At 64.9% G+C, this 12,302-nt stretch carries 14 protein-coding genes; 6 read left to right on the top strand and 8 right to left on the bottom strand.

The window, feature by feature from the left end:
* Positions 1-60 precede the first annotated feature (60 nt).
* Positions 61-945 (top strand): sulfurtransferase, encoded by an 885-nt coding sequence (locus QF038_RS15000; protein WP_307610859.1) that lies wholly within the window; start codon positions 61-63, stop codon positions 943-945.
* 12 nt (positions 946-957) lie between these two features.
* Here the strand turns inward: QF038_RS15000 and QF038_RS14995 are convergent, their stop codons facing one another.
* Complete coding sequence (locus QF038_RS14995) at positions 958-1,332, bottom strand: PH domain-containing protein (RefSeq protein ID WP_307610858.1); 375 nt, start codon at positions 1,330-1,332, stop codon at positions 958-960.
* 64 nt (positions 1,333-1,396) lie between these two features.
* Between QF038_RS14995 and QF038_RS14990 the strand changes: the two genes are divergently transcribed.
* On the top strand, positions 1,397-1,774 hold the full coding sequence (locus QF038_RS14990) for a nucleoside deaminase (RefSeq protein ID WP_373461649.1): 378 nt from the start codon (positions 1,397-1,399) through the stop codon (positions 1,772-1,774).
* A 21-nt stretch (positions 1,775-1,795) separates the two neighbouring features.
* On the opposite strand, the gene QF038_RS14985 is transcribed toward QF038_RS14990, so the two are convergent.
* From QF038_RS14985 to QF038_RS14970, 4 genes are all read right to left on the bottom strand, one after another.
* A complete protein-coding gene (locus QF038_RS14985; RefSeq protein WP_307610857.1) occupies positions 1,796-2,182 on the bottom strand; it encodes a hypothetical protein in 387 nt (128 codons plus the stop codon).
* Between the two features lie 141 nt (positions 2,183-2,323).
* Positions 2,324-2,677, bottom strand: coding sequence for a hypothetical protein (locus QF038_RS14980; protein ID WP_307610856.1), 354 nt, complete (start codon positions 2,675-2,677; stop codon positions 2,324-2,326).
* A 115-nt stretch (positions 2,678-2,792) separates the two neighbouring features.
* Positions 2,793-3,293 (bottom strand): GNAT family N-acetyltransferase, encoded by a 501-nt coding sequence (locus tag QF038_RS14975; RefSeq protein ID WP_307610855.1) that lies wholly within the window; start codon positions 3,291-3,293, stop codon positions 2,793-2,795.
* Positions 3,290-4,156 (bottom strand): ribokinase, encoded by an 867-nt coding sequence (locus tag QF038_RS14970; protein ID WP_307610854.1) that lies wholly within the window; start codon positions 4,154-4,156, stop codon positions 3,290-3,292. The genes QF038_RS14975 and QF038_RS14970 overlap by 4 nt, the downstream gene beginning before the upstream one ends.
* Positions 4,157-4,293: 137 nt before the next feature.
* Here QF038_RS14970 and QF038_RS14965 point away from each other — a divergent pair, with 137 nt between their 5' ends.
* The gene (locus tag QF038_RS14965) at positions 4,294-5,739 is read left to right on the top strand and encodes an MFS transporter (RefSeq protein WP_307610853.1); all 1,446 of its coding nucleotides are present in this window, start codon (positions 4,294-4,296) and stop codon (positions 5,737-5,739) included.
* 30 nt (positions 5,740-5,769) lie between these two features.
* Entirely contained in the window at positions 5,770-6,810 is a 1,041-nt protein-coding gene (locus tag QF038_RS14960; protein ID WP_307610852.1) for a nucleoside hydrolase, read from the top strand.
* Here QF038_RS14960 and QF038_RS14955 read toward each other — a convergent pair.
* Positions 6,807-7,532 (bottom strand): hemerythrin domain-containing protein, encoded by a 726-nt coding sequence (locus QF038_RS14955; protein WP_307610851.1) that lies wholly within the window; start codon positions 7,530-7,532, stop codon positions 6,807-6,809. The two genes, QF038_RS14960 and QF038_RS14955, sit on opposite strands and share 4 nt — an antisense overlap.
* A gap of 372 nt (positions 7,533-7,904) precedes the next feature.
* On the opposite strand from QF038_RS14955, the gene QF038_RS14950 reads away from it, so the two are divergent.
* Positions 7,905-9,128 (top strand): DNRLRE domain-containing protein, encoded by a 1,224-nt coding sequence (locus tag QF038_RS14950; RefSeq protein ID WP_307610850.1) that lies wholly within the window; start codon positions 7,905-7,907, stop codon positions 9,126-9,128.
* Positions 9,129-9,171: 43 nt separating this feature from the next.
* Here the strand turns inward: QF038_RS14950 and QF038_RS14945 are convergent, their stop codons facing one another.
* Positions 9,172-9,777 carry a GntR family transcriptional regulator gene (locus QF038_RS14945; RefSeq protein WP_307610849.1) on the bottom strand — a complete coding sequence of 202 codons (606 nt, stop codon included), beginning with the start codon at positions 9,775-9,777 and terminating at the stop codon, positions 9,172-9,174.
* A gap of 855 nt (positions 9,778-10,632) precedes the next feature.
* Between QF038_RS14945 and QF038_RS14940 the strand changes: the two genes are divergently transcribed.
* Positions 10,633-11,511: a hypothetical protein gene (locus QF038_RS14940; protein WP_307610848.1), complete on the top strand. Its 879-nt coding sequence runs from the start codon at positions 10,633-10,635 to the stop codon at positions 11,509-11,511.
* A gap of 14 nt (positions 11,512-11,525) precedes the next feature.
* On the opposite strand, the gene QF038_RS14935 is transcribed toward QF038_RS14940, so the two are convergent.
* On the bottom strand, positions 11,526-12,293 hold the full coding sequence (locus tag QF038_RS14935; RefSeq protein ID WP_307610847.1) for an alpha/beta fold hydrolase: 768 nt from the start codon (positions 12,291-12,293) through the stop codon (positions 11,526-11,528).
* Between the last annotated feature and the right edge of the window lie 9 nt (positions 12,294-12,302).

The following is a 12,302-nucleotide window of genomic DNA, read 5'->3' as shown; positions in this document are numbered from 1 at the left end:
AACAGGATGGCAGAGGGGTCTTTTCGCTGACTGGGCTCACTATCCACTCAAAGGACCTCAATGCAAGCATTACCTCCGGACAATGCCGATCGAATCACCGAGTACGCACATCCTGACAGGCTGGTCACCGCCGATTGGCTGGTGCAGCACATGACCGACCGCAGGCTGGTCATCGTGGAGTCTGACGAGGATCCGCTGCTGTATGAAATGAGCCATATCCCGTCCGCAGTGAAAATTGATTGGCACACAGATCTGAACAACCAGGTGATGCGCGACTATTTGAATGGGCAGGAATTTGCCGATCTTATGACCTCCCGCGGTATTTCACGGGACAGCACGGTTGTCATTTATGGTGACAAGCACAACTGGTGGGCTGCCTATACGCTCTGGGTATTCAGCCTTTTTGGCCACCCAGACGTCCGCTTGCTCGACGGCGGACGGGAAACCTGGATTTCCGAAGGGCGGCCTCTCGAGTCGGCGGCGCCGTCTGCCGCCAGGACGGCAAAGCCGTATCCGGTGGTGATGCGCCACGACGTGTCCATCCGGGCGTTCAAGAATGACGTTGAGGGACACATCGGGCTACCCCTGATAGACATCCGCAGCCCTGAGGAATACACGGGGGAGCGCACGTCAATACCCGATTACCCGCAGGAGGGGGTTCTTCGGGGCGGCCACATTCCCGGGGCCCGCAACGTCCCGTGGGCGCGGGCTGTGTCGGACAACGGGACGTTCAGGCCGCGGAAGGAACTTGAGGAGATCTACTTCAAGGAAACAGGCCTGCGAGCCGACGATGAAGTCATCACCTACTGCCGCATTGGCGAGCGTTCAAGCCATTCGTGGTTTGCGCTGACTTTCCTGCTGGGGATGGACAGGGTGAGGAACTACGACGGCTCCTGGACCGAATGGGGCAACGCAGTGCAGGCTCCCATAGCGGTGGGTAGTTGAAGGTCGGGTTCCTTAGTGCTGCCCGCCAAGGACCGAATGCGCGATCAGCATGTCCAAGCGACGGATGTCCACCTTTTTACCGACCTTGATCTTGATGTGCCCGGCTCGGGTCCAAAGCTCAAGTTCGGCATCGAGGTCGAATTTCCCTGCGTTCTCAGATGACCACATATTGATGGCGGAGTAGGGCAGTGAATAGATCTCCACCTTCTTTCCCGTGATGCCCTGAGCATCGCGGACGATCATCCGCTTGGTGGTGAAGATGGCGCTGTCCCGGAAGGTCCGGTAAGCGGCCACCGGCTGTTCGCCCGCGACCATGAGTTCCATGACGTCCTGTGGGACGGGACATTCTTCAACGAACATCCACGTGGTTACTGCTGCTGCCTCCATTGGTGCCCCCTCTCGCTTGGTTCACGTACAGGGTCAGTCTTTCAGGCCCGTAGCCGCCGATGTCCTGAGCTGGCTGACGGCGTGTCGGAAGTCCGGCGGAAGCTTCCCCGCGGGCGCTTTTCCTGTGTTCCGTGGCGCCCATTTCTGTCGCAACCACCGATGTGGACGGTGCAGGTTGGCGAGCGTACAACAACAAATTGGGCAGAAGCGCTACCACGACACGACGCTGTATACCACCCTCGCCCCGTGCGCCGGAACCATCATCCAGTTCGAGATCCCCCGCGTGGTGGTGGGGGAAGCACGCACATTCGACGGCGAACTGGAGCTTCTGCGCTCGCGGCGCGTTGATGTGGTGATCCTGGATGATCAGCGTTGCGTGGACACGATGGGCCGGTTCCAGGACGCCTACCCGGACCTTTGGGCGGAGGACATCGCCGAGTAGGATCGGGCAGACATCCCCGTATTAGCAGCCCGGCTCCTTCACCCTACGCGTGTCGCCGTTGGCGATGACGGTGAGGGAGTTGGCGCGGCACGTCACGCCAGCCTCCGTAGACGTCGTGATCTGGCTACTCAGCTTTGTCACACGATTGAGCACGGTGTATTGCGTTTTCCAGTCGGTGGTGGTGCCGCCAAGGACTTCTTGATAGCGGCCGTTGGTCGTGTACTGGTCGCCGGCATGTTGCCGTGCAACGGTATGGTTTTGAATTGTCCCATCGGAGGATTCGAATCGTTCCACCTGGGCGCCATTGGTGCCCGCTCCAGTCGAAGGTGCTGCCAAAGCTGGCGAGGCAGTAAGTCCGAGAATCAGGCCAGCGCCGGAGGCGACAATCAGGCGCGTTAGATTGTTCATTGTGGGGTCCCTTTCGTTTCCGTGTCGGGCTCCCCAGTGCGCAGTGAACGAATCATAGCGGTCCGGTATAGCTCCGTCAATGAGTCGCTCGTTACTTTCAAAGATCAAACCGAGTCGGATGCTCGGACGCGGGAGCGAGTCTCACTCGCGGGAGTTGAGGGAGTCGAACTGCTCCTGCCAGAGGGACTTTTCCTGGTTTACGTATTGCCTGTACGACGCAGTCCATTTCGGCCAGATGTCGGATGCGGCGGGGGTATCGGCCGCGGGCCGGTCTGGAACCCGTGCAACGCTCCGCGGGCGCGGCACTTGGGGCACGTTCGGCCTCTGGCGGACGGGCGGATTCACCGGGGCCGTCAATCGGGTTGTTGGCCCGGAAGGCAGTGGTTTTAGGTCAATCAGCCACAGGGCGATTTTGCTTACCGCCCAGATAATGCCGAACAGGACCATGGCGGCGAAAAGGAAAGCAAACCAGAGTAGGAGCCCGATGAACACCATGACCCATTTTACCTAGCTGGCGGTCTTTTTGGGGTGCGGATTCGGGCCCCAGCGCTGGGGGTTTCGACAGGCTCAACCACCGGGTTTCGCTCCCCACCCCCGCCCTAACCTCGGCTCAACCACCGAACTGGAGCGTGAACACCCAGAGCAGCACGTCCTCGCCCGGCACGTACCAGTCCCGCTCCGGCGCGCGCCGGAACCCCAGCGACTCATACAGCCCGTGGGCCCGTTCCATGAACATGGCACTGGTGATGCTGATCGCCTCGATGCCGCGCAGCTGCCGGGCATGCTCCACCACCTTGCCCACCACCGCCCGGCCCAGGCCACTGCCCTGGCATGCCGGGTCCACGGCCAGCATCCGGAACTCCAACTCACCGTCCCGGGCGACCTCGCTGTACGGCTCGCCGGCAAACGTCAGCGTTACCGCCGCAACCACCTGCCCGGCGGCTTCCACCACCCACACCTGCGCATGCTCGGCCCGGTGCTCCACGTCCTCCAGCACGCTCATGTACGGATGATCCGTAGCGAAGTGACCAGCCGCCAGATAGGCATCCCGGGTGATGCGCCGGACCTCCGAAAAGTCCGACGGCGCCGCCCGCCTGAACCCGACGCTCACCGCACGCCTGCGGTCGCGGCAGTCCGCCCAACATAGTTGCCCAGCCGTGCCAATTCCGGCTGCGACGAGGGATCGCCCACAGCGTCTCCGCCCACCGCGTTCGCCACAGCAAGCGCCCTTGCATAGTCCAGCCCCTGCTGCAGCGCCAGGACCAGGGCGGCGCAGAAGGCATCACCGGCACCGATGGTGTTCGCCACCGTTACTGACGCCGACGGAGCCTCGGCCACCTTCCGCCCATGCTCAAACATTGCGGAGCCCTCGCCGCCGTAGGTCACCGCCACCAGCTTCGCCGTCGCGAGGGCGGGGATCAGGGCATACTCGCTCTCGTTGACGATCACCAGGTCGCAGCGCTCCAGCAGCTCCGCCGGCAGGTCCATGGCGGGGGCGGCATTCAACACAAAGTAGCCCGTTGACCGGCGGGCAGCCTCCAGTACCACCGACAGGCCCACCTCCAGCTGGCAGAGAACCGCCTCGTCCGGGCCGAACTCCACGCCTTCCAAAGACAGCTGCGAGTTCGCGCCGGGGCACACCACAATCTGGTTCTCGCCGTCGCGGTCCACCACAATCAAGGCGGTCCCAGTCGGCTGGGGCAGGACGGCCACGTCAGCGGTGTCGACGCCGGCACTCGCCAGGGCGTCCAGCATCAGCCGACCCTGCGCATCGCTGCCCACGGCGCCCACCATGCGGGCGCTGCCTCCCAGCCGGGCGGCAGCTGCGGCCTGGTTGGCGCCCTTGCCGCCGGGCTGCTCGGAAAGAACCGCATCCCCGATGGTTTCGCCCGCGGTGGGGAGCCGCTGGGCGGTAGCGATCAGGTCCAGGTTGATGCTGCCCACAACGGTGAGGGCAGGAAGTTGGTTGCTCATGAGATTCCTTACGGGGGAGGAGCCGGAAGCGGCCGGATTAGGAAATAGTGTACGGGACTGTTGTACTTGTCCGTCATACATGGTTGTATAACAACTCACATCCACATGGCAGTAAGCCCAAAACAAAGGAGTTTGATGTGAACACCCCAACCCCCGCGGCAGCCGCGCCTCCCGCCCAAGCCGCGGACGCCGCCGTCGTCCATGAAACGAACGCACCCAAATTCCAGGGCCGCCGCGCCGCCCTGCTGATCTCCACGCTCCTGCTCGGCGTGCTGTCCTTCCAGCTCAACGCCAGCATGGTCACCCCTGCACTGCCGCAGATCGCCGCCGAATTCGGCCAGGGCGCGGACAGCGCCGCCCCCGTCCAGTCCGTGTTCTTCCTGGCCGGCGCCATCGCAGGGCCCGTGATCGGCCGGTGGAGCGACTTCATCGGCCGCCGCGCCGCACTGCTCCTGGTCCTCGGCATCATGGGCGCCGGGACCAGCCTCTGCATCACCGCACCCACACTTCCGCTCCTGGTCACCGGCCGGTTCCTGCAGGGCGTCTCCAGCGCCGTCTTTGCGCTCGCCTACATCGTGCTCAGCGAGAACCTCCAGGCCAAGGTCTTCGGCACGTCCGTGGGCATCATCGCCGCAATCAACGGCGGAATCGGCGGGGTGGACGGCTACGTGGGCGGGCTGATGGCCGAGACGCTCGGCTTCCGGTCCATCTTCGGCGTCGTCCTGGTCCTCACCGCGATCGCCGCCGCTTGCATCATCAAAATGGTGCCGAAGGGCCGTCCCGCCGGCGTCCGCGGTGCCATGGACTGGTGGGGCGCCGGATCCCTCTCGCTCTTCCTGGTATTCATCACCTACTTCGTCTCCGGTGGTTCGGCAGCGGGCTGGACCGCGCACTCCACCCTGGCCCTGCTGGCCGGCACCATCGCGTCCTTCTCCGCCTTCTGGCTGATCGAGAAGCGCCGCAGCAACCCGCTGATCGCCGTCCACCACCTGCGCTCCCGCCAGGTGTGGCCGGTCATCGCCACCACCGTCCTCACCCTCGCCGGCATCTTCGCCATCATCAACTTCACCGTGGTGCTGCTAAGCCAGGATCCCGACGGCGGCTTCGGGCTTAGTGCCTCCGTCTCGGCGCTGCTGTTCCTCACCCCGGCCGCACTCATCGGCGTCTTCGCCGCACCGCTGGCCGGCTGGCTGGCCGACCGCCGCGGCTGGATCAAGACCCTCCGCGCAGGGACCGGGCTCAGCCTGGCCTGCGCCATCGCAGCCGCCACGTTCTCCACCAACCAGACGGCTGTGCTGATCGCCGTCGCGGCCCTGGGCGTCTTCTACAACGGACTGTTCCTCACCGCCATCAACGGGCTCTCGGTGCTCCTCTCACCCAAGGAAGCCCCGGCTGCCCTGCCCGGCATCAACGGCGCCTCCTTCGGCATCGGGGCGAGCCTCGGCGTCGTCCTCGTGGCACCGTTCGCCGCCCAGGCCACGGCTGCCGGGTACGCCACCGCCCTCTGGATTTCGGTGGCCATCACCGCCGCCGCGTTCATCGTCAGCCTCTTTGTCGCCGCCCCCAAGGGCGAGACCGTCTAACCCCGCTTCAACCGAAAGAGAACCACCGCCATGACCGCCACCTCCCCGTTCTACCTCGACTGCGATACCGGAATCGACGACGCCCTCGCCCTGGCCTACCTGCTGGCCGCCCCCACCGCCGAGGTGGTGGGCATCGGGACCGTCAGCGGCAACGTCAGTGCCGCCGTCGGCGCCCGCAACACCCTGGACCTGCTCCAGCTCGCCGGCCACGCCCACATCCCCGTGGCGCTCGGCGCGCACGATCCCCTCGCCGGTTCCTTCGGCGGCGGGACGCCGTGGGTGCATGGCGGTAACGGGATCGGCGAGGTTGCGCTGACGACGGCGGCTGCTCCGGTTGTGGAGGAATCCGCGGCTGAGATGCTGGTCCGGTTGGCCCGTTTGTACCCTGGCACTCTTAAGGTCCTGGCCATCGGCCCGCTGACCAACATCGCCGAGGCCCTCCGGCTGGAGCCTTCCCTGCCGTCCCTGGTGGAGTCCATCACGGTGATGGGCGGGGCTGCCCTGGCTCCGGGAAACATCACACCGGTGGCTGAGGCCAACATCCACAACGACCCCGAGGCCGCCGCGCTGGTACTGGCCGCCGACTGGGACATCACCCTGGTGCCGCTGGACGTGACCATGGCTTCTGTCCTGGAGGAATCGCACAGGCAGGAGTTGCTCGCGTCTTCTTCGCCTGTGGCACAGGCGCTGGGGGAGATGCTGGGCTACTACTTCCGGTTCTACGAGGGCATCTATGGCCGACCGTGCTCCGCCATGCACGATCCGCTGGCGGCAGCGCTCGCGGTAGGTGCTGTTAAGGCCGCTCTTGCGCCTGTGGTGCGTGCCGCCGTCGACACCTCTGAAGGGCCGGGCCGTGGCCAGACCATCTGCGACATGCGCGGCCTGTATGCCGGCTACCCTCCGGTGGCGGGCTCGCGGTGCCGGGTGGTGTTGTCGCTTGAGGAGGACTTCGCCCCGCACCTGGTGGAGACGCTGCTGAGCTACTTCTCGGTGGTTGAGCCGGTACCCCCGGTGGTTGAGCCTGTCGAAACCACGACGGCGGCGCTCGCCGCCGCGGCGTCGGTCGCCTAAAGCGTCTCGGGAATCGGGCGTCCGGGAAAGAGCGTGGCGTACTGTTTCCGGTACAGCCTGCGCCCGAAGAGGCGGTACGCAAGGCGGACCGGCGGGGGGATTTCCTTGAACATTTCCCTCCGGTCCGCCGGCGGATTCGTGGCCAGCACCATCCCGAGGTATCCCACCAGGAACTTTTTGTCGAGCTGATCAATGCCGTGCTGCGCGGCCGTTTTCATCTCCTTCTCGGTCAGCACCCTGTCCACTACGGGCATCATCTCGGTGACTTCGCGGCGCAGGTGAATGTTGAGGACAGACTTCAGGTCCTCGTAGCGTGCAGCGAGTTCTGAGCCGGTTTCGGCGTCTGCCGTCTGCATCCAGCGCAGGCGGAGCGGCTCGATGCTCTCGAGGCGCTGGGTGACCTGCCGGTGCTGCTCGAGCATCTGTCCTACGTGCAGCGCGCAGGCTGGTGCCCGGTCCTTCAGCGGCGGGTACATCAGCAGGTCCTCGCCTTCGTGGTGGATATGGAGCACCTTGTCGAAGTTCCCCAGCACGTCGCCGACGTACGCGGCACGGGCGGTGTCTCCGGCCGCTGCGGAACGCACCAGGCCGGGCGCCTCCTCATAGGCCCACAGGAAAAAGCGGTGGATGCGCCGCATGCCGGCGGTCCCGCCGCACAGGATGGGTCCGGCTGGCAGCGGAGCCGCGGTCTCGCCGGGCCGCATGGTGAAGAAGTCGGTCATTGGTGGGCCCCTTTGCGCTCGTCATGACAGACCAGGCCCTCTCCCCGCCAGCATCGTAGCCGCTGCCCCTACCGGGGCACAATGGGCCCCGGACTGGTGGGGGCGTAAGTACATTTCACTGTCCGGTACAGGGATTTAATCACTCCCAGGAATTGGGTATAGGGGATTGATTGCGCACCTTTTCGCACCCGCCTACGCTTTGCATAGCTGGCATTTGCATGATTGTTACTGGGCCGATCATCGCTTTATCCAGTTCGATGCTTTAAATCCCCAGTAGAAACAGCGATCAAAATGAATGCTCCGTCCGCTGGCTTCGCAAACCCCCTTCCTCGGGGTCTGACAGGATCTTCAGCCTTGTCAGGCGGCGGGTTGATGTTCCGGCGTAGATGCCTGGCCATTGCCTCCTCCCTTCTGCTGGTTGGGTTCGCCATCATGGCGCCCACAACGGCAAACGCGGCAACAAGCACCTCGGTGGCCACCATGGACACCTACACTCAGCGGGACAGGCCGGCGACGAACTTCGGGACCAGCGCCCGCGTGTCCACAGAGGGCCGCGCGGGCATCTGGCGGCATGCATTCGTGCGGTTCAACGTTCCGGTTCCTGCCGGCGAGCACGTTGTTTCGGCCAAACTGCGGGCATATTCTGAGGCGTCCACGACGTCCACCCAGTTTGTGGATGTTTACACCACATCCGGGGGCTGGACCGAACGGGGACTCACCTGGAATAACGCACCGGCGGCCGGGACATGGCTGGGGAGAGCCGGAGGCTTCCGTACGGGCTCCTGGGTTGAATGGGACGTGACCAAGGGCGTCAGCGCAAAAGGAGGCGAACAGAACTTCAAGCTGGAAAGCAACGCGCAAAAGTGGATCGGGTTTAAGTCGAAGGAATCCCCGGCTACCGCCCTGCGGCCACAGCTGGTGGTGACCACCGCGCCTGACACGGTTTCCTCCACCGAGGCCGCGGTGCTCCATGGCTGGGGCGCCCCTGTTGCCGGCGACGAGTTCAATTACGCAGGTGCACCGGACGCCACGAAGTGGAACGTCTACAACAGTCTTGGGCACGGAGGTAACGGTATCCGGAGTCCGCAGCAGGCTGCCGTGAATGGTTCCACGATGGTCATCACCGGGACACCGGACGGCACTACCGCCGGCATGTCCGCCAAGTTCGCACGCCAGAAGTATGGGCGGTGGGAGATCCGTGCCGCGGGGTCCGGTGACAACGAATACCGTTTTGTGTCCCTTCTGTGGCCGGACAGTGGAAACTGGCCATGTGAAGGCGAGATCGACTACGCGGAAACCACCGGTGACTGGAACCTGCTCAAGTTCTTCCACCACTATGGATGCTCGAACTCGCAGACGTCAGGGTCCATGATTCTGGACATTTCCCAGTTCCACAACTACGCCGTTGACTGGTCACCGTACGGGATGGTGGGCTACGTCGATGGCGTGAAGTGGTTTGAGGACACCGACCCCGCGCACCAGCCTCCGGCGTCGATGCACCAGACACTGCAACTGGACTGGTTCCCGGACGGCACTCCTGATGGCCCCGGCGAGATGCGGGTGGACTGGGTCCGCGTGTATGCGGCTGGAACCTAGTGCAGTTCCGCCCCCGGTTAAAAGACGCGGACGCCAGTGTCCGTCAGGACTGGAGGGACTGCATCACGGAGATGTGCCCGGCCCGGCCGGCCACCAGGCACTTGGCCAGGTAGAACGGCCGGTTGCCGTACCTGACGTACTGGGTGAGGACCAGCACAGGATCGGACGGGCGGAGGTCCAGCAGCTTGGCGCGGCTGGGCCCCACCTGGCTCAGGCTGATCTGGCACTCGCCCGGCCCGGGCAGCCGGCCCAGCTGTTTGTTGAGGGAGGCAAGCAAAGTACTGCCGCCGTCGTCCTCTATGTCCAAAGGCGCGGCAGGGCTGGTGCCGAGGCTGACAGGCTGGGCGGAGATGTTTTCCTGCAGGTGGGCGATGGCCTCGCCGTCGCGGATCAGGACGGACTCCCAGAGCCAGCAGTCGGTGCCCGGCTCGACGCCGACGCCCGGTGCGGCGAACTCGGACGCGGGCTGGCGCACCACCTGGACGCGCTTGACCTCGAGCTGTTGTCCGGCAGTGCCGAGGACTTCCTCGAAGGGGCGGATGCGTTCGATGCCGATGCGGGGGAGGGTGTCCGAGACGAAACGGCCGACGCCGCGCCTCGCCCTGATGAGCCCGTCCTCCTCGAGCAGCATGAGGGCTTCGCGGACCACTGTGCGGCTGACCTTTCATGTCCGCCCCGAGTTCGGTTTCGGTGGGGATCATGGAGCCGGGCGTGAGGAGGCCGTTGCGGATGGCTTCGGCGATCCGGGAGTACACCGCCACGCGGAGGGGGGAGCCGGGCTGGGCGGCCACCGGCTGGGACAGGAACCGGGCGGCGTCCTGGTGCACGTTTTGCCTCGCTTCGTGGGTCTGGGATTTCCAGCCTACCGGTGTGACGGGTTTGTTGGACAACAGGACTGCCCTGGCGCGGAATTACGGGACAGCGCTCGCCTGGTGCAGGTAGATGCCGGGCAGCCGAAGTCAGGCGGCGCCTGCCACGACTGACGCCAGCTGCAAGGAACCGACCGCGAAGGCGGCCGCGACCACTATGCCCGTGACCACGGCGTTGTAGCTTGTCCACCACCCATGACGTTCGGGCCAGCAGCATGCTTGCCGGCGTTCTGACTGCGGGCAATGTTTCCTCGCCATGGCTTGCCCGGGGACGGGCCTGCCTTCTCAAGGCACCAAGCAGCCCTTTGAGATTGGCGAGGCCGATGACGTAGAGGAAAAGACCTGGAGGCGATGGCAGCGTTGGTAGCCGCGGCCCCGGTAGTGGTGTTGCCTAAGCCCGGCGCGCCTTGACAGCCAGTCCGTGCATGGGAATGTCGCCTGAGGAATACTGAAGGTGCCTGACCTTGGCTGTCGTTCACGCGCCAGGCTTCGGTTCGGCTTCTCGAAGGGGGTATCGGTTGGAGTCAGCAGTCCCTCGCCGCAGATCCCTCCGGGGTGCGGCGGCAATCTTCGCAGCCCTTCTGGCGTTCTCAGCCGCGGGGTGCACCGGCACTCCGGAGCCGCCCCCGTCTCCTGTGCCTGATGTCCGCATCGCCGCTGTGGGCGACATGAACGACGCTGGGAATGTTGACCCGGACAGCCCGTCAGGCCGGAACGGTGCGGAGATCACCCGGCTCGTGGAGAACAACGAGATTGACGCTTTCCTGGGGCTCGGGGACTTTCAGTACAGCACCGCGCGCTGCAAAGACTACGTGGACTACTGGAAGCCGCTGTGGGGCGGCACGCTGCCCAAGTTGTACTGGGTGTCGGCCCCCAACCATGACTGGGAACCCGGGCGCAATGCGGACCTGGACAACTTCATGGATGGCCGGTGCCCGGGGTCACCGGAGAAGGCTGCGATCAACCAGGAGCGTGGTTCCATCTCGAACGGGGAACCGTACTCGAAGGACTTCGGAAACTGGCATTTCGCATTCCTGTCCTCCGCGCAGTGGGAGTACAACCCCAAGCGGGCCCGGGAGCTGACCACCTGGCTGGACAAGGACCTCGCTGCTGCCAAGGAGGCCGGCAAGCACCTGGCCGTGGTGTACCACGAACCGTATTTCACCTCGAACACGGACCAGCATGAGCGGGCCGCCGACCACAAGCCGTGGGTCGACGTCATGTGGAAGCACCGGGTCCGCCTGACCCTGTCGGCGTCACAACACAACTACGAGAGGTCATGCCCGGTGAACAACGCGGACCGGTGCGTTGATGACGGGATGACGGCGTTCCAGGTTTCAACGGGCGGCACCAGCCTCCGGTCCTTCATCAGCAGTCCGCGGTACATCGAGAAGCGGTTCAGCGACACCCACGGGTTCCTTCGGCTGACGCTGCACGGGGACGGGTCCTTCGACTGGAACTTCGTGCCAACAACCGGGACAAGCACGGACTCGGGTACGCGTTCCAAACCGTAGCTGTCCCACTCCGGCTATGCGGCCCTGCCCTCCGCCCGCTCCCAGTGCTCCCGCAGCAATTCCGCAACGCGGCCCGGCTCCATCCTGTGCGGCGGGTCGAAGTGGTGCCGCTGCGGAAATACTTCAAGCCGGAAGTCCGGGAAGACCCTGGTAAGGCGCTCCGCATTGTCCGCGTAGTCGTCAGGGTTGCTCAGCCCGCCAAGGATAAAGAGCACCGGCCTGGTGAAAGCGGCCAGCGGCGAACGGTCAAGATCATAGGACTTGAAGGTTTCGACGAATGCCCTGATGCCACCGGGGCGCTTTGCCATCCACGGCGGCGGGGGACCCGGCGGCGGTGGCGGCAGGACGACGTCGGGCTTAACTCCCAGCCGCATAAACGCGGGCATAAACTCCTGCGGCGGCAGTGTGTCCAGCCGGTCATACTGCTTCCATAGCTGAGCATGGGCGGGACTCCAGTCCCAGCTCCCTGCCCACGCCGGCTCCAGCAGGGCCAGGCTGAGCAGGCGCCCGCCGTGCTTGGCGGTGAAGGCCAAAGCGGCCGATCCGCCGCCCGAATACCCCACCAGGTGGAACGTGTCCCAGCCCCGTGCGTCCGCTTCGCGCAGGACGCCTTCGATCTCGGTGTCCAGGCTCCAGCCGGGCGGGGGAGCGTCGCCGGCGTAGAGTTCCAGGTCCTTGGCGGCGGCCTGGACCTCCGGCCCCAAAGCATCAATCAGCGCGCCGTACGCCGGCTGGGCGGGAAGCACGCTCCCGGGTAGAAGGATGGCCCGAACTGGTTCCATGGGGAGGAT

Origin of the sequence: Pseudarthrobacter sp. W1I19 (genome assembly GCF_030817835.1) — a bacterium.
GTDB lineage: Bacteria > Actinomycetota > Actinomycetes > Actinomycetales > Micrococcaceae > Arthrobacter.
This window is presented reverse-complemented; position numbering and strand designations above follow the sequence as displayed.